This is a genomic window from Massilia sp. SYSU DXS3249, assembly GCF_053668055.1.
On record NZ_JBSIPX010000002.1, the window covers coordinates 339946 to 365495 of the forward strand.

The following is a 25550-nucleotide window of genomic DNA, read 5'->3' on the forward strand; positions in this document are numbered from 1 at the left end:
CCACCGATCAAAGCAAACGGCGCCCGCGGGCGCCGTTGTCGTTTTACCGCTTCTGCAGCACGGCTGCACTGGAAACGGTAGAGAAGGAAGTCTGGACCGGCTCGACGGCGCCCACGGAATGCATGGCCGGCACGGTGATGCTGTCCGGCGTGAGCGCCTCCAACCAGCGGCGCATGCGGCCGGCGTCGGCGGTACGCGACATCTTGCCCTTCGAATCGAGGAAGACCATGATCACGTTGCGGCCCTGGATCATCGCCTGCATCACCAGGCAGCGCCCCGCTTCGTTGATGAAACCGGTTTTCTGCAGGCCGATGTTCCAGTCCGGCAGCGCCACCAGGTAGTTGGTATTGCTGTAGCGCATAGGACGGCCGCTGGCCTCGACCACCCAGTTCGGATCGGTCGAATACTGGCGCAGCAGCGGCTTCTGGTGGGCATAGGCGACCAGCTTGGCCAGGTCGCGCGCGCTCGACACGTTGCGGCTCGACAGGCCGCTGGAGTCGACGTAATGGGTGTCGTTCATGCCCAGTTCGCGCGCCTTGGCGTTCATCGCGGCGACAAAACCGTTGATGCCGCCCGGGTAGTTGCGCCCGAGGGCCGAGGCCGCCCGGTTCTCCGAACTCATCAGCGCAATGTGCAGCAGGTTGTTGCGCGTCATGCGGGCGCCGACCGGCAGGCGCGAGCTGCTGTACTTGTGGCGGTCGACGTCGTCGTTGGTGATCGTGAGCGTTTCGTTCAGGTTCTGGTTCGCTTCGACCACGATCAGGCCGGTCATGAGCTTGGTGATCGAGGCGATCGGCAGCGCGGCGCCGGCGTTTTTCTCGAACAGCACTTCGTGGCTGTTCTGATCGATCACCAGCGCCACGCTCGAGCGCAGCGACAGCGGATCCTGGGTCTTGTGCAGGCCGGCGAGGTCGCCGGCGGTGCGCAGCATGGGCGCCGCCACGACGGGTGCGGCGCGGCGTGCGGCGTGGTAGGTCACGCGGCGCTTGCCGCGCACGGTCTCGACCCGGCGCACCAGGCGCTGGCGCTTGTCGGCACTGGCCACCTGCGCGCTCTCCTTGCGCTTGCCCTTGCGTTTGGCCGCGGTCTTCTTGACGACCTTCTTCTTTACGACGGCACGCTTGCCCTTCGTGGAACTGGCTCTCTCGCCGGCGCCCGCCCCCGCGCCCGCAGCCGAAACGGGCTCGGCAACCAGGAACAGCGATATCAGCGCGGCCAACAGGAGCTTCAACATTTTCTACTTTCCTTCACGCGGAACTGATGAGGCACTGCCCCAGTGTATTCAAGCCAGACTCGACTGCAAGCGAATTTAACATTCACCCCGCTATTTTGCCGTAATACAACGATATGCGGCGCGCATCTGGATACCGGACACGCGCTTCTTTTTCAGATGTCTTGGTGACGCAACATGTCATTCAAGCATGTTACTCCCGGAAGTGAACAAAGGAGGCCAGCGGTTCGCGCTCGGTAACGAGGGTGTTCTCGATCTTCGCCGGATCGGCCCAGCCCAGCGCCATGCCGCACACGACCGTTTCGTTGGCGGGCAGCTGCAGTTGCTCGGCAATGACCCGGTGGTACTGGGTAAAGGCCGCCTGCGGGCAGGTGTCGAGCCCGCGCCCGCGCGCCGCCACCATGATATTTTGCAAAAACATGCCGTAGTCGAGCCAAGAACCCTGCTCCATCACGCGGTCGATCGTGAAGATGAGGCCCACGGGCGCATCGAAGAAGCGGAAATTGCGCGCATGCTGGGCCGCCATGCCCTCCTTGTTGTCGCGCGTCAGGCCGAGCAGGCTGTACAGGTCCCACCCGACCTTGCGGCGGCGGTCGATGAAAGGCGACACCCATTCGCGCGGGTAGTAGGCGTATTCCTCGGTGTGCTGGCGCGACTGCTCGGGGTCGAGGTGCACGGCCAGGATCGCGTCCGACAGCGCGCTGCGCGCCGCGCCGGTCAGCACGTAGACCTTCCACGGCTGGGTGTTGGTGCCGGACGGGGCGCGCGACGCGACTTCGAGGATGCGCTCGATGTCGTCGCGGTCGACGGGCTGGTCGAGGAAGGCGCGGATCGAGCGGCGCGAGGTGATCGCGGCATCGACCGCTTCTTGCTGGGCATGTGAAATCATGGCATCTCCGGTTTCTTGACGACGAATGCGACCCCGGCAACGGCCACCGCCATGCCCACCAGGGCCGCCGGTCCGAGCGTTTCGCCGAACATCAGCCAGGCCATGATGGCGGTCGTGGGCGGGGTCAGGTACAACAGGCTCGTGACTGCGAGGGCGGCGCCCCGGCTGATGAGCCGGAACAGCAGGAAGATCGCGCCGATCGACAGCGCAAATACCGACCACAGCAGCGAGCCGATGAAGCTGGCGCTCCACTCTACTTTAGACAAGGACAAATCGAACTGTTCGAGAAGAATTGCGAACGGCAGCAGGGCCGCCACCGAGACGGCGAACTGGATCGCAGTGCCCGTGCGCAGGTCGAAACTGGGGCAGTAGCGCTTCTGGTAGAGGGTGCCGGCCGTGATCGACAGCAGCGCCAGCACGCAATACAGGATGGAGAGCGGCGACAGGCCGTCGAGCTGCATTTTCGAGGCCACCACCAGCGCGACGCCGCCCAGGCCGAGCACCAGGCCGAGCCACTGGCGCGGACGCACGCGCTCGCCGATCAGGGGCGCGGCCACGGCGGTGAGGATGGGCTGCATGCCGACGATCAGGGCGGACAGGCCCGCTGGCATGCCGATCTTGATCGCGCTCCAGACGCCGCCCAGGTAACCGGCCTGCAGCAGCAGCCCGGCCACCGCGATGTGTTTTACGCGGCCGTGGGGCCAGGGCGCGCGCCAGACCAGCAGCAAAGGCAGCAGCACCAGCAGGACGCCGGTGCAGCGCAGCAGCAGGAAGGTCAGCGGCGGCGCATACGGCAGGCCGAACTTGGCGACGATGAAGCCGGTGCTCCACAGGACAACGAAGAAAGCCGGCGTCAGCCAGCGGTGCGTGCTTTCCGAGAGTGCGGTCGTGTCGGCCATGGAATAGTGGGCGCGCGCCGTGGCAGGATCGCGGAAGGCAAGAAGCGCAATGGCAAGTTTAACACGACAGGACCCTGCTGCCGGACACGGAGCCAACGCAGAAAAGCGGCATACGGGCGCAAGATTTGTTGCCGTTCAGTATTTCTTCCGATGCAACGAAACAACAGATGATGCCGGTATGGTGCATCGCAACAAAATAGCTTGACTCGCTTCCAAAAATGGGCAAAACTTGATTCTGTTGCGGTGCACAATCTCTCGGGCGCACCGGTCAAGCCACCCAGCATCACCGGTTTCAGCAGCATACCTTCCTATAACGTTAGTTTGGAGATACCCCATGTTTGCAATCCCAGAACAGTTCTCGAACGCCACCAAAGCCAACTTCGAATCGCAATTCGCCCTGCTGTCCTCGCTGACCGCGAAGACCTTCGAAAGCATGGAAAAGCTGGTCGAGCTGAACATCGCCACCGCCCGCGCCGCCATGGAAAACAACTCGGCTACCGCGCGCCAGCTGCTGTCGGCCAAGGACCCGCAAGAATTCTTCCAGGTGTCGGCTTCGCAAGCCCAGCCTGCCGCTGAAAAGGCCGTCGCCTACAACCGCCAGCTGGCCGCCATCGCCACCGGCACCGGCGCCGAGTTCTCGAAAGCCGCCGAAGGCCAGATCGTCGAAGCCAACCGCAAGGTCATCGCCCTGGTCGACGAAGTGAGCAAAAACGCCCCTGCCGGTTCGGAAACCTTCGTTGCCGCCGTCAAGACCGCAATCAGCAACGCCAACGCCGGCTACGAGCAGTTCAGCAAGACCACCAAGCAGGCCGTCGAGCAGATCGAAAGCAACGTGAACGCCGCCGTCTCGCAGTTCACCCAGGCCGCCGCCAAGGCACCTGGCGCTGCCGCCAACGCCGCTTCGGCTGCTGCAGCCTAAGTTTTACTGTGACAGGCCCGCTTCGGCGGGCTGTACATGACAACGGGGCCGCCTGATGATTCAGGCGGCCCCGTTGTCGTTCGTAGGGTGGACGGGTTTCCCGTCCACCCTACGTCGAACCGTGTTTATTCGCCCAGGTAGGCCGCCTGCACCCGCGGATCATCCAGCATCGCCCGCGCGTCGCCCGTCATGGTCAGCGAGCCCGAATCCATCACATACGCCCGGTGCGCAGCCTGCAGCGCCAGGCGCGCGTTCTGCTCGACCAGCAGGATCGTGATGCCCTGCTTCGACACGTCGCGGATCACTTCGAAAATCTTTTCCACCATGATCGGCGCCAGGCCCATCGAGGGTTCGTCGAGCAGCAGCAGGGTCGGGTGGCACATCAGGGCGCGCGCCATCGCCAGCATCTGCTGCTCGCCGCCGGACAGGGTGCCGGCGAGCTGGCTTGAGCGCTCCTTCAGGCGCGGGAAGACCGCGAACCATTTCTCGATGTCCTGCTCGATGGCGGCCTTGTCCTTGCGCGTGTAGGCGCCCATCAGGAGGTTTTCGTGGATGCTCATGCGGGTGAAGACGCCCCGCCCTTCCGGCACCATTGCCAGCTTCTGCTGCACCAGCCGGTGCGCCTGCGCGCCCTGCAACGGCTTGCCGAGGTAGGAAATCGATCCTTCTACCTTGCAGGCCGGCAGCGTGCCGGTGATGGCTTTCAGGGTCGTCGTCTTGCCTGCGCCGTTGGCGCCGATCAGGGTGACGAGTTCGCCCCGGTTGACTTCCAGGTCGATGCCCTTGACCGCCTTGATGCCGCCATACGAGACCTTCAGTCCCTGGACCTTGAGAATGCTGTCGCTCATCAGTGGGCCCCTCCCAGGTAGGCCGCGATGACGGCCGGGTCCTTCTGGATCTCGGCCGGCGCCCCTTCGGCGATGCGCTTGCCGTACTCGAGCACGGTAATGCGGTCGCACAGGCCCATCATGAGTTTCACGTCGTGTTCGATCAGGAGCACGGTCTTGCCTTCATTCTTGATCTTGACCAGCAGCTCGCGCAGGGCCAGTTTTTCGGTGGCGTTCATGCCGGCCGCCGGTTCGTCCAGCGCCAGCAGCTGCGGGTCGGTCGCCAGCGCGCGCGCGATTTCCAGGCGGCGCTGGTCGCCGTAGGAGAGGAATTTCGCCGTGCGGTGGGCGAACTGGCCGATGCCGACGAAATCGAGCAGCTCCTGGGCGCGCGTACGGATCGCTGCTTCTTCGGCACGCGCCGCCTTGTGGCGGAAGATGGCGCCGAACACGCCCTGCTTCGTGCGCACGTGGCGCCCGACCATCACGTTCTCCAGCGCCGTCATTTCGCCGAACAGGCGGATGTTCTGGAAGGTGCGGGCAATGCCGGCCTTCGCCACCGCATGCGGGGCCGAAGGCGAATAGGCCTTGCCGGCCAGTTCGAAACTGCCGCTGTCGGGCTGGTAGAGGCCGGTGATGACATTGAAGAAGGTGGTCTTGCCGGCGCCGTTCGGGCCGATCAGGCCATACACCTGGCCGGGGCGGATCTGGATGCCGACGTCGGTCAGGGCCTGCAGGCCGCCGAAGCGTTTATTCACGCCGGCTACGTTCAAAAGAAATTCGCTCATGGGGTTCGGCGCCTCAGGCAGCCGCCTCCTTCTCTTCTTCCTTGGCAAGGGCGGCATTCGGACGGTCTTCGCGGTTCGGCGACGGCCACACGCCGGCCGGGCGCACCAGCATGATCAGGACCAGCGCCAGGCCGTAGAGCAGCTGGCGCAGCACCTCGGCTTCGATCACGACCTTGCCGAACAGCGCCATCTGCGCCGGTTCCACCACGTGGCGCAGCACTTCCGGCAAGGCGGCGAGCAGCACGCCGCCCAGCACCACGCCAGGGATGTGGCCGATTCCGCCCAGCACCACCATCGCCAGCACGGCGATCGATTCGGTCAGCGAGAACGATTCGGGAGAAACAAAACCCTGGAAGGCGGCGAACATGGCGCCGGCCACGCCGCCGAAGGAAGCGCCCATCGAGAAGGCCAGCAGCTTCACGTTGCGGGTGTTGATGCCCATGGCTTTCGCCGCGATCTCGTCTTCGCGGATCGCCACCCAGGCCCGGCCCAGGCGCGAATGCTGCAGGCGGCTGGTAATAAAAATGGTGGCGATGCACAGGAACAGGAACAGGAAGTAATACGCGTTCACCGAGGGCATCGCATAGCCGCCGATGTACACGGTCGACTGCGAGCCCGCTTCGCCCGCCAGCGAGACGCCGAAGATGCGGATCGGGTCGATCATGTTGATGCCCTGCGGCCCGTTCGTGAAGTTGATCGGGTCGTTCAGGTTGTTCATGAAGATGCGGATGATCTCGCCGAAGCCGAGCGTGACGATGGCGAGGTAGTCGCCGCGCAGTTTCAGCGTCGGCGCGCCCAGCAAGGCGCCGAACAGGGCGGCGACCAGTGCGGCCAGCGGCACGATCGCCCACACCGACAGGTGGATGCCGTTGGTGCGGATGTCCTCGCCCAGCAGCGCGACGAGCGCATCGCCCAGCGCCGGGCTGTAGTAGACCACCGATTCGAGCAGGGCCGCAAATTGAGGAGAAGCAAATAGCCCGGTGAGATAGGCACCGACGGCGAAGAAGGCGATGTAGCCGAGGTCGAGCAGGCCTGCGAAGCCGACCACGATGTTCAGGCCGAGCGCCAGCATGATGTAGAGCAGCGCGATGTCGATGATGCGCACCCAGGAGTTGCCGTACTGGGAGGCGAAGAAGGGGAAGGCCAGCATCACGGCCAGCAGCAAGCCCATCGAAATGTAGGCGCGGCGCGGGTTGTGCTGGACGTCGAAAGAGAGGAGTGCCATGTCGTGCCCCTTACGCGCGGTCGGCCACGCGCTCGCCCATGATGCCGGACGGACGCAGGGTAAGCACCAGGATCAGCACCACGAAGGCGAAGATGTCCTGGTAATGGCTGCCGAGGAAGCCCCCGGTCAGGTCGCCGATATAGCCGGCGCCGAGCGCCTCGATGATGCCCAGCAGCAGGCCGCCGATCATGGCGCCGTAGATGTTGCCGATCCCGCCCAGCACCGCCGCGCAAAAGGCCTTCAGGCCCGGCAGCACGCCCATGGTGAACGTGATCGAGGCGTAGTTGGCGCCCCACATCACCCCGGCCACGGCGGCCAGCGCGGCGCCGATGGCGAAGGTGGCGACGATGACGCTGTTCGAGTCCACGCCCATCAGCCCGGCCACGCGCGGGTTTTCGGCGACGGCGCGCATCGCCCGCCCCATCTTGGTGCGCTCGACCAGCAGCACGAGAGCGACCATGGCGACGGCCGCGAGCACCAGCAGCAGTACCTGGGTCTGGGAAATCATGGCGCCGCCGATCATGATCGGTTCGCTCGAGAGCAGTTGCGGGAAAGGCAGCGGGTTACGGCCCCACCAGGGCATCGCCATCACGAAGGTTTGCAGCAGGATCGACACGCCGATGGCGGTGATCAGGGGCGCCAGGCGCGGCGCGTTGCGCAGGCGGCGGTAGGCGACCCGCTCGATCAGCACATTGACCAGCATCGCGACCGGAATGGCGCCGAGGATGGCGACGGCAAGCTGGAAGTAGCCCGGCAGGCCTGGGAAATGGCTATCGAGCAGCTGCAGGATCGAGAGGCCGACCATCGCGCCGATCATGAGCACGTCGCCGTGGGCGAAGTTGATGAGGTTGAGCACCCCGTAGACCATCGTGTATCCCAGCGCGACCAGTGCATACATGCTGCCTAGCACCAGTCCGTTGAGTAACTGCTGGACAAAAGTCTCCATCGTTTCCGCCGCCTATTCTTCCGATAACAAAAACGGCACTCCGTATGACCGGAGTGCCGCTTCATGGCTTAGCTGTATGTACTAAACAGTTGCCAAGACAAAAATTCCGAACGCCGCCATCATAGCGAGGTTTTTGCTCAACTCACAACGGAAAATTGTTGCGGCGCCGGATTGATCGGAGAGTATGCGAGCGCTTAAACGACCTCGACGCGCGGAGCGTCCAGCCCCTTCGGCAGCGGGAAGGTGACGTTCTCTTCCACGCCTTCGAGGGCGCGCACGCTGGCGGCGCCGAGTTCCTTCAGGCGGTCGATCACGGCCTGTACCAGCACTTCCGGGGCCGAGGCGCCGGCGGTCAGGCCGATGCGCCTTTTCCCGGCAATCCAGTTCGGGTCGATCATGTCGGCCTGGTCGACCATGTAGGCGGGCGTGCCCAGCTTGTCGGCCAGTTCGCGCAGGCGGTTCGAGTTCGAGCTGTTCGGGCTACCAACCACGATCACCACTTCCACCTGCGGCGCCATGAACTTCACGGCTTCCTGGCGGTTGGTGGTGGCGTAGCAGATGTCGCCCTTCTTCGGCTCGGCAATGTTCGGGAAACGTGCTTTCAGGGCCGCGATGATCTCGGCGGTGTCGTCCACGGACAGCGTGGTCTGCGACACGTATGCCACGTTGTCCGGGTTGGCCACCTGCAGGGTCGCCACGTCCTCGACCGTCTCGACCAGGTGCATGCCCTCTTCCACCTGGCCCATCGTGCCCTCGACTTCCGGGTGGCCGTCGTGGCCGATCATGATGATCTCGGCGCCGTCCCGGCGCATCTTCGACACCTCGACGTGCACCTTGGTCACCAGGGGGCAGGTCGCGTCGAAAATCTTCAGGCCGCGCGCTTCGGCATCCGCACGCACCGCTTTCGAGACGCCGTGGGCCGAGAACACCAGCGTATTGCCGGCCGGGACATCTTCCAGGCGCTCGATGAAGATCGCGCCCTTGTTGCGCAGGTCTTCCACCACATACTTGTTGTGGACAATCTCATGGCGCACGTAGATCGGCGCGCCGAACTGCTTCAGGGCACGTTCGACGATCTCGATGGCACGGTCGACGCCGGCGCAAAACCCGCGCGGCTGGGCAAGCAGAATTTCGTTTTCCATCGCATTTTCCATCGTCGTTTCCTAATTACAGGACAGAAATCAGTTTGACCTCGAACTGCAGCGCCTGGCCCGCGAGCGGGTGATTGAAATCGAACAGCGCGGCGTCCTCGCCCATTTCGCGCAGCATGCCGGCAAAGCGGCCGCCGCCCGGCGCGGCGAAGTCGACCAGGTCGCCCGCCTTGTAGTCGGCGCCGGGCACCGAGTTCTCGTCCAGCGTGGCTTTCGACACCCACTGCAGCAGCTCGGGATTGCGCTCGCCGAAGCCCTCCTGCGGGGTCAGGGTAAAGGTCTTGTGCTCGCCCTCGGCCATGCCGAGCAGGCGCTCCTCGAGGAAAGGCGCGAGTTGGCCCTGGCCCAGCATCAGGGTGGCGGGATTGGTGCCGAAGGTCGTGACGATATCGGTGCCGTCGGCGCCGGCGAGGCGGTAGTGCAGGGTCAGGTAAGCCGATTCGGTGACGACAGCAGGGGAGGCGTTGGACATGTTCTTCGCGTTTTTCGTAAAGCGGGCAAACCGCTATTGTAAGCCACCGCTGCGCTTCCCGCCTCGGGGCGCCGCTTTTTTTGGCAGCGGCGCGACAGTAGCCTGGCCAACTTCCAGCCTTCGCGTCGCGCACACTTCGCCCAGATCAGAACCGGGCTTATCCATCTGTCCATACTGTGACGCCTCATCATCGGAGGCATTTTATGGGCATCAACGACTGGCCGGAACAGGACCGGCCGCGCGAACGGCTGGCGCGCGAAGGGGCGGCGGCGCTGTCGAACGCCGAACTGCTGGCGATCTTCTTGCGCGTGGGCGTGCGCGGGCGCAGCGCGGTGGAGCTGGGCCGCCACATGCTGGACCATTTCGGTTCGCTGCAACAACTGCTGCATGCGACACCCCAGGAGTTCTCCCAGGTGCACGGACTGGGCATGGCGAAATATGCGCAGCTGCAGGCCGTGATGGAACTGTCGCGCCGCGCGATTTCCGAAAAATTCTTTCGCGAGGCATTGTGCTCGCCCGACGTCGTCAAGGCCTACCTGCGCGGCAAATTCGGGCTGCAGGCCTACGAATCCTTCGTGGTGCTGTTCGTCGACGTCAAGAACCGCCTGATCGACGCCCAGGAAATGTTCAGGGGCACCCTCACCCACACCAGCGTCTACCCGCGTGAAGTGGTCGTGGCCGCGCTGCGGCGCAATGCCTCGGGCGTGATGCTGGCCCACAACCATCCGTCCGGCATGCCGGATCCGAGCGAAGCGGACCTGGCGCTGACCCGGGCGCTGGCGCAGGCGCTGGCCCTGGTCGACGTGCGCGTGCTCGACCATTTCGTGGTGGCCGGAACACACGTGCACTCGTTTGCCGAGCACGGCCAGCTGTAAGGAAGCGGCCGCCCGATCGCCTTATTTGGCGAGCGCCGCCTCGAACTTCCGGTGGTCCACGAATTCCGTATAGGCGCCGAAGGACGACTCGACATTCGGGTTGGACATCAATTCCAGCATCGCCACTTGGCCCAGCGACTGGAACGCGGCAGCCATGCCTTCGGGCCCCTGCCGGGCCACGACCCTGGCCTGGGCGACGCAGTGCTCGGTGACCAGGCGGGTCACCAGCGAGGCCATCTGCTTGCTAGTTTCGGTGCGGGCGGCATCCGTTGCGCCGGCGAGCCCGTCCATGCCCGGATGGACCGACATGGCCGCGAAAATCCAGCGCGCCAGGTCTTTGCGGTCCTGGCCGCTCGTATGGTCCTTCATGCAGTTGCCCAGCGCTTCGGTGGCCGGAGTGGCGGGAGTGGCCCGGGCGGGCTGGTGCGACAGGAGTGCAACGCCGAGGAGTGCGATGGCGAGTATGCGCATGGCAGCCTTTCATCAAAGTTAAACAAATTACAACGCTTTGACTCTAGCATGCGCGCCGCCGGCGCCGCGCCGGCTTGGACAAGGTCCGCCTGCGGCCACTTTCTCAGCAGGCGTCCCGACAACCATTTCGTGGTGTTGGCGAGACAGATACCCGACAAGGGAGGCAGTTGGCGCTCGCGCGCGGCTGTCCGGTTAACTGCGTTAAAACAAGGCCCTAGCCCTGATTTTACAATTGTTAAATTTGTGAGATAGCGCAAGACACAATTGTTTTTCGCAAGTGATTGATTCCGCGATGGTTTTCACGCTATACTCTCGTTTTTCCGAATTCGGAAGTTTATTTTAAGGAGTGCACTATGGCACGTGTCTGCCAAGTTACCGGCAAGGGTGTGATGGTTGGCAACAACGTCTCCCACGCTAACAACAAAACCAAGCGTCGTTTCCTGCCGAACCTGCAGAACCGTCGCATCTACGTGGAATCCGAAAACCGCTGGGTCTCGCTGCGTTTGTCCAACGCCGGCCTGCGCGTCATTGACAAGCTGGGCATCGACGCCGTTCTGGCCGACATGCGCGCTCGTGGCGAAAAAGTCTAATTAGGGAGCTATCATGGCAAAAACTGGCCGCGACAAAATCAAGCTGGAATCGACCGCAGGTACTGGTCACTTCTACACCACCACCAAGAACAAGCGCACGATGCCGGCGAAGATGGAAATCATCAAGTTCGACCCGAAGGCACGCAAGCACGTTCCGTACAAGGAAACCAAGATCAAGTAATTGGTCCTGGAGCTGTACAAGAAGAGCCGCCCACGCAAGTGTGCGGCTTTTTTGTTTTATGCGCATCTGATGCCACGTCGGTGACAATCTGTGCATTTTTTGCAAGCTCGCGTCGGTATAGTGATGGGGTTTCGAATCCGACACGATTGTCACATGCCCTGCCGCACCCTCGTTCTCCGTCGCGCCGGCCCAGCAGCGGTCCTCATTGCCCTGCTCGCCTTCGCCTTCGGCGCGTACGCCGCCCCTGGCGCGACGCCCTATCCGAACACGACGGGCTTCGGCGTCGACTTCGACGGCAGCGAAGAATGGCACCGGCAATGCATGCGGGTGGCGCACCTCAAGACGCCGCGCTTCTCTCCTGCGCCCGTGGCATGCGATGCGACCGAACTGTATTACCTGAAACGCGACCAGGCCGCGGCCTCGCCGGCCGAATGGCGCCAGGTGCGTACCTGCGCCGCCGCGAACGGTGACGACGCCGTCCTGATGATGTTGTACGCCAACGGTTACGGGGTCGCCCGCGATCTCGACCGTGCCATCCACCACGCCTGCCGCCTCGACACGGCCAAGGCCGAAATGGAAGGTCGCGTCGCCCACCTCGCATCGGGCGCCCTCGACGACCAGCCCTTCGACCTGTGCGACCACATCACGAGCGGCCGCATGGGCGCGGTCTGCGCCGCCATCGGCGAGCGCCGCGACGACCGCGTGCGCAATGCCCGCCTCGACCGCTTCGCCGCCGCCCTGCCGCCGGCGGCGCGCGCGCCCTTCGCCCGGCTGCGCAAGGCGGCGACCGTTTTCGCCCACGAGTCGGCGAGCGAGGTGGACATGAGCGGCACCGGCGGCGCCGGATTCGCAACGCGCCACGCCGGGCGCCGGGAAGAAGAATTCATGGAGACCCTGCTCAACGCCGCCGGCGGCAAGATCGTGCGCACCAGCGCCGCGCAGCTTGCCCGGCTCGACCGCGAGCTGAACCTGCAATACCGCCGGGTGCTGGCCACGCCGTCGGACAATGCCGGCCATCCGGACCGGATCGGGCATTCGACGGTCACGCGCGAGGATGTGCGCAAGACCGAGCGCCTCTGGCTGGCCTACCGCGACGCCTGGAATGCGTATCTTGCCGCGGCAGGCGCGCCGGTCGACCCGGTTTCGGTCCAGGCCCAGCTGATCCGCCAGCGCATCGCCCAGCTAAAGCGCCTCTGAAGACGGGTTGGCGCAATAAAAAGCGGCTCCCGAGGGAGCCGCCTTTCGATGCATGCGTGATGCGGATGCTTACGCGTAGCTGCGCAGACGCATCGAAAACTCCTGCAGCGACTTGATGCCGGAGGCTTCGGCGCGGGTGCACCAGTCCTGCAATTGCTGCAGCAGCTGGTCGCGCGTGGCATGCGAGCGCTCCCAGATCGCGCCCAGCTCGACGCGCATCTGGTGCATCGTCTCCAGGGCCTTGCTGTGCTCAAACAATTGCACCAGCTGCGCCTTTTGCGACACTTCGAGCTTGGCCGGCTCGCGCTGCAGCAGCTTGCGCGAGGACTTCAGGAAACGCTTTTCCAGCTCGGCCTTGTGCTTCAGGTGCTCGAGTTCTTCGTGGAAGGCGCGCTTGACCGACTTGGCATACTTCGCCATCACGTCGTAGCGGTTGGTGATCACCGACTGAAGGGTGTCGAGGTCGGCCACAGTCTTGTCCTTGGCAAACTTCGGCTCCGGCGCCTTCTTCTTCACCTTGGCCAGGCCCAGCATTTCGAGGGCGCGGATATAACCCCAGCCGAGGTCGATCTCGTACCACTTGCTCGACAGCTTGGCCGAGGTGGCATGGGTGTGGTGGTTGTTGTGCAGCTCTTCGCCGCCGATCAGGATGCCGAACGGGAAGATGTTGGTCGCCGCATCGGCGCAATCGTAGTTGCGGTAGCCCCAGTAGTGGCCCAGGCCATTGATGATGCCGGCCGCGGTGATCGGGATCCACATCATCTGGACTGCCCAGATCGTAATGCCGATGACACCGAACAGCGCGAAGTTAATCAACAGCAGCGCGGAAACGCCCACCACGCTGTGCTTGCTGTACACGTTGCGTTCGAGCCAGTCATCCGGCGTGCCATGGCCGTACTTGGCCAGGGTCTCCGCGTTCTTGCTCTCGACGCGGTACAGTTCGGCGCCTTCGAGCAGCACCTTCTTGATGCCGCGCGTGACCGGGCTGTGCGGATCTTCCTCGGTATCGCATTTCGCGTGGTGCTTGCGGTGGATCGCAGCCCATTCCTTGGTGATCTGGGCCGTGGTCAGCCACAGCCAGAAGCGGAAGAAGTGGCTCGGAATGGCGTGCAGCTCCAGCGCGCGGTGCGCCTGGTGGCGGTGCAGGTAGATGGTGACGCTGGCAATGGTGATGTGGGTAACGACCAGGGTGTAGATGACCACTTCCCAACCGCTGAGGCCAATCAGGCCGGTATTCATGAATTCCAACACGGAATGCAGGATGTTGCTAAAGCTCATTAAGGCTCCAAAAAAATTGCTTGGTTCAGCACGCCGTCTTTTCTGGGAGAAGGTCGTAAAAGGCGGTTCGGACAGAACCTGCCGTCAACCCCACATTCTACGCACTTCCCATGACGCACGGCACGATGGAGCCCGCTAATTTGTACCGGAATGTGTATTGTGCGCTTCGTTGATGCCAGATGTGCATTAAACGGTGGGCTGGTGTGGCATTTGTGGCGGCAATCCGAGCCGGATGGCGCCGGAGTGCACGAGGGCATAGATGTTCTTGTTCACGGCCGAAATCACGCTGCCGCCGCCCTTTTCCGCGTCGACGATGAAAAAGCCCAGTTCCAGCTCGTAGCCGGCGGGGCCGAAGGCGTTGAGCTGCACCGCGGGGGCCGGCTCGGCGACCACGCGTTCGACGTTGTCGGCCTGGCGCACCAGCAGCGCCATGACCTCGTCCAGGTCGCTGTCGTAGGCCACCGTGATGCGGGTGGACAGGCGCACCGCCTTGTTCGTGCCCGACTGGTTCAGGACGACGCCGGTGATCAGCATTTCGTTCGGCAGCAGGGTTTGCGTGCCGTCGAGCGCCTGCAGCACGGTGGTGCGGGTATTGATGCGGGAGACGCGGCCCGAATACTTGTCCACCGTGATGGGGTCGCCGATCGACAGGCTGCGCTCGAGCAGGATGATGAAACCGGACACATAGTTGCTGGCGATCCGCTGCATGCCGAGACCGAGACCGACGCCGAGCGCGCCGCCGAACACCGACAAGACCGTCAGGTCGAGCCCGACGAGGTTCAGGCTGACCAGCACCGATACCAGGATCAGCAGCGCCCTCGCCACGCGCGCCAACACCACGCGCGACGAGGTATGCAGCCCCTCCAGCCCCATCAACCGCTCTTCCAGCGAGGCGCCGAACCACAGGGCCAGCATGACCAGCACCACGACCGAGCCTCCACCCTGCAGGATGTCGAGCAGGGTCGCCTCGTGCTTGCCGATCGGCAGCACTTTGCTGTCGAGGAATTCGATGATGTCGGGCCACATGCCCATCAGGTAGAGCGCGACGCCGGCCCAGACGACCAGTGCCAGGATGCGCTCGAAGGTCTGCAGCGCCGTGCCTAGGGGGCCATGGCGCGCGAAGATGCGCCGCAGCAGGTAGAACGCGATACGGATCACCGCCATCGACGTGAAGAGCGGCAGCGCGACATTCAGGAGGTGCACGCTTTGCTGGCGCGCCAGGATCACCTTCGCCAGCCAGACGAAGGCGGCGATCAGCAGCGGCGCCAGCACCCGGCCGAAGCCCTCGACGCCGATGCGGCGGATGCTGTCGAGTTCCTCGTGTTCGTGCAGCCAGCTGCGCCGGATGAAGCGCGCCAGCAGCAGGCCGAGCAGCACCGCGGCGACGATGGCCAGCGCCTGCCACAGGATACGGGGATTGCTGATGTCCTCGAGGAGATCCTGCAGCAGGGCGGTCAACGGCATCGGGGCGGTTCTCCTGGATTACGCTTGTTACTCTTCAGCGGCGGCAACGTCGGCGTCGTCGCCTTTGGACGCTTTCGCCTTCATGGCCTTGCGCTCGAGCACGGCGGCGAAGAAGCCGTCGGTGCCGTGCTTGTGCGGCAGCAGCTTGAGGTACTGGTCCATCTCGAGCTCGATCTTCTGTTCGGCCAGCACTTTGCTCATCGGCACCAGTTCGAAGTCCGGATGCGAGGCCAGGAACTGCTCGACGATGAAGTCGTTTTCTTCGTTCAGCAGCGAGCAGGTGGCGTACACCAGGCGGCCGCCGCTCTTGAGCAGGCGCGCCGCGCCGTCGAGGATGGCCGCCTGCTTTTCCTGCATCTCGGCCACGGCGCCTTCAGGCTGGCGCCATTTCACGTCCGGATTGCGGCGCAGGGTGCCGAGGCCCGAGCATGGGGCGTCGACCAGCACGCGGTCGATCTTGCCGGCCAGGCGCTTGATCTTGGCGTCGCGCTCGTGCGCGATCAGCACCGGGTGCACGTTCGACAGGCCGCTGCGGGCCAGGCGCGGCTTGAGTTTGCCGAGGCGCTTTTCCGACACGTCGAAGGCGTACAGGCGGCCGGTATTGCGCATGGTGGCGCCCAGGGCCAGCGTCTTGCCGCCGGCGCCGGCGCAGAAGTCGACCACCATCTCGCCGCGGCGCGCGGCCACGATCTGGGCCAGCACCTGGCTGCCCTCGTCCTGCACCTCGATCGCGCCTTCCTTGAACAGCGGCAGGTTCTGCAGCGCAGGCTTCTTCATCACGCGCAGGCCCAGCGGCGAAAACGGGGTCGGCTCGGCCGCGATCGGGGCTTCCGCCAGCTTGGCGATGACCTCGTCGCGGTTGGCCTTGATCGAATTGACGCGCAGGTCCAGCGGCGCCGGCGTGTTCAGCACGGCAGCCAGTTCCTTGGCATCGGCTTCGCCGAACTGGGCCACGAGCTTGTCGTAGAGCCACTTCGGCATGTTCGCCTGTGCCAGCGGCGGCAGCAGGTTGCGGTCGATGTCCTTCATGCGCGTGAGGAAGGCGTTTTCCTCTTCGGTGAGGCCGCTCAGGGCGTCGATGCCGACCGTCTCGGCCAGGCCCAGCAGGGCCAGGCGGCGCATCGACGGCATGCCGCCGGTGCCGCCGAACTCGGTGAAGAAAGTTTTATTGCGCAGGACGGCGTAGACCGCTTCGGCAACGACGCCGCGTTCGCGCGAACCGAGGCGCTGGTGGTCCTTGAAGTAACGCGACAGGGTAACGTCGGCCGGGGCCGTAAAGCGCAAGATCTCGCGCAGTACCTCTTCGGTACTGCCGAGTATCTGTGGTGGCAATCTCATGAAAATCCTTGAATGAACTACGTATTAGGTGTTGGCGTCGGCGAGCTGCGTGTCCAGCACGCGCACTTCGCCCTTGTCGATGTGCAGCCTGTCTTCGACAAACAGGCGAACTGCATAGGGGTAGAGCTTGTGTTCCTCGACCAGCAGCCGCGCCGCCAGCGTGTCTTCGGTATCGCCCGGCAGCACGGGGATGCGGGCCTGCGCCACGATCGGGCCGTGGTCCAGCTCGGCGGTCACGAAATGCACGGTCGCGCCATGCTCGGGCTTGCCGCCTTCCAGGCACTGGCGGTGCGTGTCGAGGCCGGGAAAGTCCGGCAGCAGCGAGGGGTGGATGTTCAGCATGCGCCCGGCGTAATGTTCCACGAAAGGCGGCGTCAAAATCCGCATGAAGCCGGCCAGCACCACGAGGTCGGGCGCGAAGCGGTCGATTTCAAGCCGCAGGGCCTGGTCGAACTCGGCCCGGCTTGCAAATTCCTTGCTCGGCACCACGGCGGTCGGGATGCCCCGGGCCTGGGCAAAGGCCAGCCCCTTGGCATCCGCCCGGTTGCTGATCACCGCCGCCACACGCGCCGGCCACCCTTCCGCTTGCGCCGCGCGGACGACCGCTTCCATGTTGCTGCCGCGGCCAGAAATGAGGATGACGATGTTTTTCATGGTGCGCATTGTACCGTATTGACCTCCGCCAAATGTGACGGGGGCCATCTTCGGGGTCTTGCTGCCCGCGCTCGGGTACGCTTACTCGAAAGAGTAGAAGACGCGGAACGGCACCTTTTTCTCGGCCCAGTATTCGGCCGCGTCGCGGAAGACGTCGAGCAGGGTCTCGCGCGCTTCCTTGTCGAATTTTTGCGTATTGGGCAGTTGTTCCAGCACCACGAGGAAGCCAGGCTGGGGGCCGGCGCCGGAGATGGTCTCGGTCAGGCAGGTGCGCAGGGCGTCGAAATTCTTGCTGCAGGGTTTAGGAAAATAGAAGTTCTCGCCGATGCGGGCGCATACCTGCTGCTTGGTCAGCGTATTGGCGCAATGCGCATACAGGAAATGGTGACCCATGCGTACCGCTTCTTCCTGCAACTCCAGCACGCGGTAGGCGCGAATGGATTGCACAAGATTGGGCGGCACTCTCGTCAACAAACTCATTTTTCCCTCAAGTGGATTTGGTGTGTGGTTCGAATCGCCGGGGCCGTTCACCATGCGCGCCCGGGCGCCAACGCTGTTCTCCTAAATCGTTTCCACGCGCCAATAACCTATTTGTATAAGGGTAACGTTTTGCGATAGCCGAAGCAACCCGAATGTGCTTTTTAGGCGGAATTTCAAAAGAAACTGCCGCTTTTGGGGCGAAAAAGGGGCATGTATCGGTGTTTTTGCATTGTTGACCAGTCGCCCAGGCGATATGCATGCTGTTACATTTTGTTGCCACAGAGATTGGCCGCTGACATGCGAGCGGGATTAACATACATGGGTGGACGTACTCAACCCATCCCGGCCCCAACGACGAGGTTCATCATGAACATGCAGACCAAACTACTGATTTCCGCCCTGGGGCTGTGCGCCCTGCCGCTGGCCCAGGCAGCGCAATTCGAAGACTATGGACGCGTGGTGCGCGTCGAGCCGCGCGTCGAGCAGATCAGCCAGCCGCGCCAGGAGTGCCGCACGGAATACGTGCAGGTGCCGGTGCAGCAGCAGCGCGGCGCCGGCGGCTCGATCGTCGGCGGCATCGCCGGCGCCCTGCTCGGCAACCAGATCGGCGGCGGTAACGGCCGCGTGGCGGCGACGGCCGCCGGCGCGATCGCCGGCGCCGTGGTCGGCGACCGCGTCGAAAACAACGGCCGCCCGCAAACCGCCGTGCAGGAACAGGCCGTGCGCCAGTGCCGCACCGTCGAGTCCTACGATTCGCGCACCGTCGGCTACGACGTGACCTACGAATACCGCGGCCAGAACCACACGGCCTTCATGCAGCGCGATCCGGGCAACCGCGTGCGCTTGCGCGTGTCGGTCGAGCCGGATCAATATTGATAAACAACTAAAGTATAAGGGGCTCGAACAACCGTAGCGAGCGGAAGGAATGTTGGCCGAGAAGCGCAGCTGTACGAGTAGTACAGCGAGCATCGCAGGCCGACAGTACGACGCGTAGTAGGTTGTTCGAGTCCCCACCACTTGCGCTTGCGCAGTGGTAACCCCTGCCTCGATAATAGGACGATTCCTTCAGGTCGCCCTATGCTCATCAAACGCAAATCCATCGAACAGGCCGAATCCTCGCGCCGCCCCGCCCGCAAGCCCAAATTCGCCCCCGTCACCCTGTCCGAACAGGACGGCGTACGCTATCTCCATTTCGGCACCGAATGGGTGCAGGGGGCCATGCGCATCCGCAAGCCGGACTGGCCCGAGCTCGAATACGCGCAGCAGATGATGGCCTGGATGCTGTTCAACGAGGCGCCGCGCAACATCGCCCAGCTCGGCCTCGGCGCGGCCACGCTCACCAAGTTCTGCTATCGCCAGTTCCCCGACGCGCAGGTGACCGCCGTCGAACTCAATCCCTCGGTGATTGCGATCTGCACCACCATGTTCAAGCTGCCGCCGGAAGACGGACGCCTGAACGTGCTCGAGATGGACGCGATGGACTTCGTCAACGACCCGGACAACCACGGCGCCTTCGACGTCCTGCAATGCGACCTGTACGACGCCACCGCGCGCGGCCCGGTGCTCGACACGCCCGAGTTCTACGCCGCCTGCAACGATTGCCTGAGCGACGACGGCATCATGACCGTCAACCTGTTCGGCGACCATCCGAGCTACAACAAGAACATCAAGGCGATGCGTTTCGCCTTCGCCCACGTGATCTGCCTGCCGGAGGTGCATGACGGGAACGTCGTCGCGCTCTGCTTCAAGACGGCGCCGGCGCTCGACAGCGGCGCCCTGGCTGCGCGCGCCGCCCAGATCGTCGCTGCGACCAAGCTACCGGCGAAGTCATGGATCAAGGGCATCGAGGCGGCTCGCTAAGCGTATCCAGACAGGAGGGAACAGTGAACGACAACGCAGCCCAGCCGCTTTCCCCTCCTCCCTCCCGTGGTGCGCCGCGTCCGCGCCGCCTCGACCTGCAGACCATTTTTTCGTGGCTGCTGGCCGACGGCATCGTCGACAAGGACAAGGTCAAGGCGCAGTTCGCGCAGGCCCAGGGCATCCTCAAGAATGCGGTCGGCTCGATGCACCCGCTCACGGCGGTGGCGCAGTGCAAGCTGGTCTCCAGCCAACCGCCGCACCGGCTGCTGACGCTTGACATCCTGAGTGAATGGTGCGCGGCCAAGGTCGGGCTGCCCTTCGTCCGTATCGACCCTTTAAAGATCGACTTCACCCGGGTGGCGGACGTGATGTCGGCCAGCTACGCGGCGCGCTTCAACATCCTGCCGCTCGACATCGGCGCCACCACACTGACGGTGGCGACGAGCGACCCGTTTTCGACGGACTGGGAAAGCGAGATCGCCAAGGTGTCGCGCCGCCGCATCGAACTGGTGCTGGCGAACCCGCTCGACATCGCGCAATACATTTCCCAGTTCTTCAGCCTGGCCAAGTCGATCCGCGACGCGAACAAGTCGAGCGGCCAGGACGCCGCGCTACGCCACAACTTCGAGCAGCTGGTCGAACTCGGCAAGGCGAATAAACAGTTCGACGCCAACGACCAGCACATCGTCAACATCGTCGACTGGCTGTGGGGCTACGCCTTCGAGCAGCGCGCTTCGGACATCCACCTGGAGCCGAAACGCGACTTCGCGGTCATTCGCTTCCGCATCGACGGCGTGCTGCACCAGGTCTACCAGGTGCCGGCCGCCGTCATGCTGGCCATGACCGCGCGCATCAAGCTGCTGGGCCGCATGGACGTCATCGAAAAGCGCCGCCCCCAGGACGGCCGCATCAAGACCCGCACGCAAGGCGGCCAGGAAGTCGAGCTGCGGCTGTCGACGATGCCGACCGCCTTCGGCGAAAAACTCGTGATGCGGATTTTCGACCCGGAGGTGGTGGTCAAGACCCTGCCCGAGCTGGGTTTCCCGCCGGAGGATGCAGCGCGCTGGGATGTCCTGACCAGCAAGCCGCACGGCATCATCCTGGTGACCGGACCGACCGGCTCGGGCAAGACGACGACGCTGTACACGACGCTCAAAGCCCTGGCGACCAACGAGGTCAACGTGTGCACGGTGGAGGACCCGATCGAGATGGTCGAGGCCTCCTTCAACCAGATGCAGGTGCAGCCCGGCATCGACCTGTCTTTTGCCGATGGCGTGCGCGCGCTGATGCGGCAGGACCCGGACATCATCATGGTCGGCGAGATCCGCGACCTGGCCACGGCCGAGATGGCCATCCAGGCCGCGCTGACCGGGCATCTGGTGCTGTCCACCCTGCACACCAACGACGCCCCATCGGCCATCATGCGCCTGCTCGAGCTGGGCGTGCCGGACTACCTGCTCGAAGCGACCATCATCGGCGTCATGGCCCAGCGCCTCGTGCGCACCCTGTGCCCCGACTGCAAGGCGCCCGACGGCGAACTGAGCGACGACGTCTGGAACAGTTTGGCTGGTGCCTGGAACCTGCCGAAACCGGCGCCCATCTACCGCCCGATCGGCTGCCCCGAATGCCGCCAGACGGGTTTTCGCGGCCGCACCGGGCTGTACGAATTGCTGACGGTATCGGAAGCCTTCACGGCCCTGATCGGCTCCTCCGCCGACCTCGCTGCCCTACGCCAGCAGAGCGTCCTGGATGGCATGAAACCCCTACGCATCGCCGGCGCCCTGAAGATCGCCGAAGGGGCGACGACGGCCGAGGAAGTGCTGAAGGTGACGGCAGCGCTGTCGGCTTCGTAAGGGTGCTTCGATCGGCACTAGCGCAAACCCGAATCACCGGCTATAATGCTGCCTCTTTCGGGTCGTTAGCTCAGCTGGTAGAGCAGCGGACTTTTAATCCGTTGGTCGCAGGTTCGAATCCCGCACGGCCTACCACGAATTTGGTTGTAAAAGTATTGAAGAAGGAGTCACGAGTGATCGTGACTCCTTTTTTGTTTGGACGATCGGTATTGAGCGACGTCGGAGCGAACAACTACTCGCAACTATCATAAGTCCCCACGTTGTCCTTAGGCTACTTTCGGTGGCGAATCCTGCGTACTGTCCTCAGCCATATCGTCAAGAGCGGCTAAGGCTTTGTCTCTATCGTAATCAGCAGGCATCCAATCAGACAGCAGCACACTATCCGATCCACCATAGATCTTACGGAACCGGAAATATCCAGCCTCGCCCCCAACGTAGGGTTCCCGTCCTTCAGTGATGTAAACCGGAACCGAACCGGTTTGGTCATACTTTTCTGCCGCTATACGTTTGTTAGGATTCATGCCGTAGTTTGGCGGTCCCGACTTTCGCCAAGAAAACCAAGAATTCTCATTGTTCTTATATTCGATCTTCGCAAGGCGTAGCTCTTGCGACCACTCACGCAGTGCTGCGATAGCCTCAGCCTCATTCTCTTGCCCGTACAATTTGAAAGCTGATCTTGAGTCGTGCACGTATTCGTCAAAGAAGTGCGCCACCTCTTGCTCGGGTTTTTTGAATGGCCAGTAGCATGCAATTTCTTCCCACTCACTTGACACGTCGTTATTGAAGCCGGCTGGCTGTCTCCGAGGTGTTTTCTTTCCACGTTTCGTTGTAGCTTTTTGAAAATCGCGCAGCTCATCGTTATATTCGCGATTCGCCGACATCAAATCACTTTTGTCAAAGTTCGCCGCCCTTAGGTAGCTTGGAATTTTATGCAGAGGTGCCTGCCCACTCTCCCGACGCCAGTGACGCCACGCCATTTGCAGAATCGCTTGTTCCCTGACGATGTCAGTGAGCGAACCTGATTTTTTCTTACATGCAGAAATATACGCGTTAAAATCTTCGATGGTCTCCGGAGCGACCTTAAATTTGCTTTGGGCAACTTTGTCTGCCAGTTCAAGCTTTAACGGCACGCCAGCAAGGCGCGCCTGTTTGTACATAAAAAGGAGCGGAATTCGCGACAACATGTCAGCGCCGGTCGGATCCTGTCCCTTCCCCTGCTGTTTAGGTTCGTATCCGCCTCCTACATCAGAGTGCACACCAGGAAAAACAATTTCGCTTGCACCCGCAGGCAATACCGCGCCGACTGCAATTGAGTCACAGGGGAAACTGCGGCGCAATTCATGGCCCGCCACCAAGTGCAAACACTGTTTTACACAGGCAGGGATTCGCAGGCTGTCTTCCGCATCTGCCCAGGAGCCGTGTCCGTCGGCATTTTTGAGCAGTTGAACATTCCCTAAAGTATTTCCCGTCCCGACCGAAGCAACCGTATCGAAAAGTCCCAGGAAGTCGAACTCAACCGGAAAGCCGCCCAAACTACTCGTACCCGCGCCACGTATCATGGCATCAAGCCTGCATAGGGAATCAAGCCAGTTCGTGAATGCCCTTGCTTGGGTCGCGCCACGGGAAAACCCGAAAATCGAGATATGAATTCTGTTCACGATTCCAGGATCTCTTTTCACGGGCGGCGCGCCATTCTTTTTCCAATGCTGAGAAATACTGGCGTGCAGGCGCCTTATCAATGATTCAAATTGGATACGTGGCTCAATTAGATCATTACGCGTATCATCGGCGACCGGTGCTTCCTTTTTCGTCATGACATGGCGAGCGGCGCGCGACAAAGAGAGCGTGTTTGCCAATAGCGTCGCCTCTCCCGGCGCAACAAGAGGCTGCCCATGAAAATAACGATTAACATTGTTAATTGCCTGTATGAGAGCCCATACAATCCGATCGCCTCCCTTGAAGCCCATAGCGCCACCCAAGGTCTTTATCCACCCTTTTCCGGGATCATTTACCTGGTCAAATGGCGAGGCAACGCCAGGGGTATAAACACGGAAAAAATTGTTGTAACGCTCAGGCCTGTGTTTCCACACGACGTTAGGCAACACTTTTGGTACGCCGCGACCAGGGAATATGTCGTACATGCGTGCGACGTTCGACTGGTCACCCGACTTGGCTGCCAGTTCATAGTTATTTCGCGTACCATCAAAGAAGAACCCAAAGAAAAGATTGGCACTGCACGCCTGTCCCATATCGTTGCTCTTGGCTTGCTCTCGCTCCTGCAAAGCTTCTATCTGCTTCACTTCCTTTTGAGTAAAAAATTTATCGAATTTATTTGCGGCCAAGTACGATTCGGTGATGAGGGGGCATAACGATGCACTCATGGCTTCTCTTTCAATAGCTGTTCGAGCCTCTCTTTAGAACGCCGTAATCCTTCTACGTAGCTCGTCCTTGTATATTCAGCGTAGGCGGGATCGTTTGGGCCAGAAAATTTCTTAACAAGTTCACGATTGTGTTGTTTGTCGAAATCCCACCCATTCTGAAGATGTGCTTGTGCATATTTTTGAAGGTGCTCCAAAGAACCTCGATATGAGTCGACATAAGACTGAGCGATTCCACGGTGCAACTCCCATCTCTCGCGCTGATACTCCAGCGAGGGCTGAGGCCACCCTTTTACCTTCCCAGGCCACTGAGGGTGGTCGGGCTCTACATTGCTCATCACTAATTCAATCCCACCATCTGCAGTGCGTAGTATCCATAACTCTCCAGCTTTCCCCGTCGGGTAGGCCGGGATTTCGACGTCATAGACCTTTTCAACTTCCGGTAAATTGCCCTTATCATCTTCTGGCAACCAATGGGTCGAGCGCACTCTTGCCTGAATGCCCGGACGCCAACGTTCTGGGAGCCTGAAACAGCATGAGGTACCTCCTCCGCCAAAAGAAGTAATATGTTCGCCTCCTCCTGTCCCGTTTGATGGATCTGTTGCGTCAACCAATACGTACCTGAACGGATCAGCCGTATAGTTCACGCCATGAACGCTGACCGATACGGTATTCGCCTTTGGAGACTCCGTCATTTCGACTGCCTTTGAACACCCAACCAACAGCAGGGCTAACGTGCTAATCAGTTTGATATAACGTTTCATCGTCGCTCCTGTTATTTTCCTGCATCCACTTTGCCAATCTCTCGGCCAATGCTTCTAGATTACTTTTAGGTGATGCTCTGATGCAGTCCATGCACCAGGCTATTTTGAGCAACTCGTCAAGCCCGTTTTTATCGGCTATCCTTAGCGCATTCGATAGTAAGACATTGCGCTGTGATGGCAACAGATGGGTCGGCGCGCCGCGATCGAGTAACTGGACCCACATCTCGTCTGGCTCGCTGTCCTTGAGCAGTTTCCCAAACTGAGCTCCGTTGAGTGTCGTTTGGTTAGCTATGGATAGTGGGATTGTGCTGGGCTCGAGCGGCAAGCTATCCCAATCGCCTTCGCGGCTAATGTAGTACCATCCGATTGCATTACCGGTTAATTCTCTACGCTGCCGCGGTGTCAGCGTTTCGAAAATGGCAGGTAGGCGACGGGTATCGGGAAATCGGAAATTAAAGTTCTGCCCATCCACCTCGACGATGCACCAAGCTGCAAGCCGCTTGGCCAGTTGCTCTTCGCTTTCGTAAGTAATTATTACGCTCAGCATTGGCCAGCCGCTACAAAGCGACAGTAAGCGCGCGAGCGATTTATCCTTTGGATCAAATCGCAAGACAAATGGCGAGACATCCCTGGCATCCTTTGAGCACGCTGGAAGGAGTTCGTACAGCAGGATCGGTTTACTCTCGCCTCTTAGCTGCTGAAAAATCCCGGGCACGAACACACCGTCGATGAGCAGTATCAGACCAGCACCATGAGGCAGGGCCGCGTGCCGTCGATTCAGTTCGGATTGCCATTCGGGCTGAAAAGAATTTATTAACAT

Annotated in this window: 26 protein-coding genes and 1 tRNA gene; 9 read left to right on the top strand and 18 right to left on the bottom strand. The window is 62.0% G+C overall.

What is annotated here, in order from left to right; translation table 11 throughout:
• Positions 1 to 43: 43 nt before the first annotated feature.
• The 3 genes from ACWCIA_RS03770 to ACWCIA_RS03780 all read right to left on the bottom strand — a co-directional run bounded on the left by ACWCIA_RS03770 (position 44) and on the right by ACWCIA_RS03780 (position 3019).
• Positions 44 to 1234 (bottom strand): serine hydrolase, encoded by a 1191-nt coding sequence (locus ACWCIA_RS03770; protein ID WP_454161097.1) that lies wholly within the window; start codon positions 1232 to 1234, stop codon positions 44 to 46.
• 190 nt (positions 1235 to 1424) lie between these two features.
• Positions 1425 to 2120, bottom strand: coding sequence for a nitroreductase (locus ACWCIA_RS03775; RefSeq protein WP_454161099.1), 696 nt, complete (start codon positions 2118 to 2120; stop codon positions 1425 to 1427).
• Positions 2117 to 3019 (bottom strand): DMT family transporter, encoded by a 903-nt coding sequence (locus ACWCIA_RS03780; RefSeq protein WP_454161101.1) that lies wholly within the window; start codon positions 3017 to 3019, stop codon positions 2117 to 2119. Before ACWCIA_RS03780 ends, ACWCIA_RS03775 begins: the two co-directional genes overlap by 4 nt.
• A 334-nt stretch (positions 3020 to 3353) precedes the next feature.
• On the opposite strand from ACWCIA_RS03780, the gene phaP reads away from it, so the two are divergent.
• Positions 3354 to 3938 carry a TIGR01841 family phasin gene (gene phaP / locus ACWCIA_RS03785; protein WP_454161103.1) on the top strand — a complete coding sequence of 195 codons (585 nt, stop codon included), beginning with the start codon at positions 3354 to 3356 and terminating at the stop codon, positions 3936 to 3938.
• A gap of 125 nt (positions 3939 to 4063) precedes the next feature.
• On the opposite strand, the gene ACWCIA_RS03790 is transcribed toward phaP, so the two are convergent.
• From ACWCIA_RS03790 to ACWCIA_RS03815, 6 genes are all read right to left on the bottom strand, one after another.
• Positions 4064 to 4786 carry an ABC transporter ATP-binding protein gene (locus ACWCIA_RS03790; protein ID WP_454161104.1) on the bottom strand — a complete coding sequence of 241 codons (723 nt, stop codon included), beginning with the start codon at positions 4784 to 4786 and terminating at the stop codon, positions 4064 to 4066.
• Positions 4786 to 5553, bottom strand: coding sequence for an ABC transporter ATP-binding protein (locus ACWCIA_RS03795; RefSeq protein ID WP_454161106.1), 768 nt, complete (start codon positions 5551 to 5553; stop codon positions 4786 to 4788). The genes ACWCIA_RS03790 and ACWCIA_RS03795 overlap by 1 nt, the downstream gene beginning before the upstream one ends.
• A gap of 13 nt (positions 5554 to 5566) precedes the next feature.
• On the bottom strand, positions 5567 to 6778 hold the full coding sequence (locus ACWCIA_RS03800; RefSeq protein WP_454161108.1) for an ABC transporter permease subunit: 1212 nt from the start codon (positions 6776 to 6778) through the stop codon (positions 5567 to 5569).
• Positions 6779 to 6788: 10 nt separating this feature from the next.
• The gene (locus ACWCIA_RS03805) at positions 6789 to 7724 is read right to left on the bottom strand and encodes a branched-chain amino acid ABC transporter permease (RefSeq protein WP_454161110.1); all 936 of its coding nucleotides are present in this window, start codon (positions 7722 to 7724) and stop codon (positions 6789 to 6791) included.
• 194 nt (positions 7725 to 7918) lie between these two features.
• Positions 7919 to 8866, bottom strand: a complete 948-nt coding sequence (gene ispH / locus ACWCIA_RS03810; RefSeq protein WP_454161112.1) for a 4-hydroxy-3-methylbut-2-enyl diphosphate reductase — start codon at positions 8864 to 8866, stop codon at positions 7919 to 7921.
• Positions 8867 to 8891: 25 nt separating this feature from the next.
• Positions 8892 to 9347 carry an FKBP-type peptidyl-prolyl cis-trans isomerase gene (locus ACWCIA_RS03815; protein ID WP_454161114.1) on the bottom strand — a complete coding sequence of 152 codons (456 nt, stop codon included), beginning with the start codon at positions 9345 to 9347 and terminating at the stop codon, positions 8892 to 8894.
• A gap of 203 nt (positions 9348 to 9550) precedes the next feature.
• Here ACWCIA_RS03815 and radC point away from each other — a divergent pair, with 203 nt between their 5' ends.
• Positions 9551 to 10222 (top strand): RadC family protein, encoded by a 672-nt coding sequence (gene radC, locus ACWCIA_RS03820; RefSeq protein ID WP_454161116.1) that lies wholly within the window; start codon positions 9551 to 9553, stop codon positions 10220 to 10222.
• A gap of 21 nt (positions 10223 to 10243) precedes the next feature.
• On the opposite strand, the gene ACWCIA_RS03825 is transcribed toward radC, so the two are convergent.
• Complete coding sequence (locus tag ACWCIA_RS03825) at positions 10244 to 10693, bottom strand: hypothetical protein (protein ID WP_454161118.1); 450 nt, start codon at positions 10691 to 10693, stop codon at positions 10244 to 10246.
• Between the two features lie 353 nt (positions 10694 to 11046).
• Between ACWCIA_RS03825 and rpmB the strand changes: the two genes are divergently transcribed.
• The 3 genes from rpmB to ACWCIA_RS03840 all read left to right on the top strand — a co-directional run bounded on the left by rpmB (position 11047) and on the right by ACWCIA_RS03840 (position 12661).
• Entirely contained in the window at positions 11047 to 11283 is a 237-nt protein-coding gene (gene rpmB, locus ACWCIA_RS03830) for a 50S ribosomal protein L28 (RefSeq protein WP_005665737.1), read from the top strand.
• A 10-nt stretch (positions 11284 to 11293) separates the two neighbouring features.
• Positions 11294 to 11464 carry a 50S ribosomal protein L33 gene (gene rpmG / locus ACWCIA_RS03835; RefSeq protein ID WP_182991897.1) on the top strand — a complete coding sequence of 57 codons (171 nt, stop codon included), beginning with the start codon at positions 11294 to 11296 and terminating at the stop codon, positions 11462 to 11464.
• A gap of 153 nt (positions 11465 to 11617) precedes the next feature.
• On the top strand, positions 11618 to 12661 hold the full coding sequence (locus ACWCIA_RS03840) for a lysozyme inhibitor LprI family protein (RefSeq protein WP_454161120.1): 1044 nt from the start codon (positions 11618 to 11620) through the stop codon (positions 12659 to 12661).
• A gap of 69 nt (positions 12662 to 12730) precedes the next feature.
• Here ACWCIA_RS03840 and ACWCIA_RS03845 read toward each other — a convergent pair whose 3' ends face one another.
• From ACWCIA_RS03845 to ACWCIA_RS03865, 5 genes are all read right to left on the bottom strand, one after another.
• The gene (locus ACWCIA_RS03845; protein ID WP_454161121.1) at positions 12731 to 13939 is read right to left on the bottom strand and encodes a DesA family fatty acid desaturase; all 1209 of its coding nucleotides are present in this window, start codon (positions 13937 to 13939) and stop codon (positions 12731 to 12733) included.
• 186 nt (positions 13940 to 14125) lie between these two features.
• Positions 14126 to 15403 carry a mechanosensitive ion channel family protein gene (locus ACWCIA_RS03850; RefSeq protein WP_454161123.1) on the bottom strand — a complete coding sequence of 426 codons (1278 nt, stop codon included), beginning with the start codon at positions 15401 to 15403 and terminating at the stop codon, positions 14126 to 14128.
• 27 nt (positions 15404 to 15430) lie between these two features.
• Complete coding sequence (locus ACWCIA_RS03855) at positions 15431 to 16741, bottom strand: RsmB/NOP family class I SAM-dependent RNA methyltransferase (protein WP_454161125.1); 1311 nt, start codon at positions 16739 to 16741, stop codon at positions 15431 to 15433.
• Between the two features lie 24 nt (positions 16742 to 16765).
• Entirely contained in the window at positions 16766 to 17395 is a 630-nt protein-coding gene (gene purN, locus ACWCIA_RS03860) for a phosphoribosylglycinamide formyltransferase (protein WP_454161127.1), read from the bottom strand.
• Positions 17396 to 17476: 81 nt separating this feature from the next.
• Positions 17477 to 17875: a barstar family protein gene (locus ACWCIA_RS03865; protein WP_454161128.1), complete on the bottom strand. Its 399-nt coding sequence runs from the start codon at positions 17873 to 17875 to the stop codon at positions 17477 to 17479.
• Positions 17876 to 18241: 366 nt separating this feature from the next.
• On the opposite strand from ACWCIA_RS03865, the gene ACWCIA_RS03870 reads away from it, so the two are divergent.
• The 4 genes from ACWCIA_RS03870 to ACWCIA_RS03885 all read left to right on the top strand — a co-directional run bounded on the left by ACWCIA_RS03870 (position 18242) and on the right by ACWCIA_RS03885 (position 21723).
• Entirely contained in the window at positions 18242 to 18751 is a 510-nt protein-coding gene (locus ACWCIA_RS03870) for a glycine zipper 2TM domain-containing protein (protein WP_454161130.1), read from the top strand.
• A 201-nt stretch (positions 18752 to 18952) separates the two neighbouring features.
• Positions 18953 to 19735, top strand: coding sequence for a spermine/spermidine synthase domain-containing protein (locus ACWCIA_RS03875; protein ID WP_454161132.1), 783 nt, complete (start codon positions 18953 to 18955; stop codon positions 19733 to 19735).
• Positions 19736 to 19938: 203 nt separating this feature from the next.
• Positions 19939 to 21588, top strand: coding sequence for a GspE/PulE family protein (locus ACWCIA_RS03880; RefSeq protein WP_454161258.1), 1650 nt, complete (start codon positions 19939 to 19941; stop codon positions 21586 to 21588).
• 59 nt (positions 21589 to 21647) lie between these two features.
• Positions 21648 to 21723, top strand: a tRNA-Lys gene (locus ACWCIA_RS03885).
• Between the two features lie 131 nt (positions 21724 to 21854).
• Here ACWCIA_RS03885 and ACWCIA_RS03890 read toward each other — a convergent pair.
• Genes ACWCIA_RS03890 through ACWCIA_RS03900 form a run of 3 tightly spaced genes read right to left on the bottom strand, consistent with a single transcriptional unit; the run spans position 21855 to position 25550 of the window.
• On the bottom strand, positions 21855 to 23969 hold the full coding sequence (locus ACWCIA_RS03890) for a T6SS phospholipase effector Tle1-like catalytic domain-containing protein (protein WP_454161134.1): 2115 nt from the start codon (positions 23967 to 23969) through the stop codon (positions 21855 to 21857).
• Positions 23966 to 24730, bottom strand: coding sequence for a DUF3304 domain-containing protein (locus ACWCIA_RS03895; protein ID WP_454161136.1), 765 nt, complete (start codon positions 24728 to 24730; stop codon positions 23966 to 23968). Before ACWCIA_RS03895 ends, ACWCIA_RS03890 begins: the two co-directional genes overlap by 4 nt.
• Positions 24705 to 25550: a DUF4123 domain-containing protein gene (locus ACWCIA_RS03900; RefSeq protein WP_454161138.1), complete on the bottom strand. Its 846-nt coding sequence runs from the start codon at positions 25548 to 25550 to the stop codon at positions 24705 to 24707. Before ACWCIA_RS03900 ends, ACWCIA_RS03895 begins: the two co-directional genes overlap by 26 nt.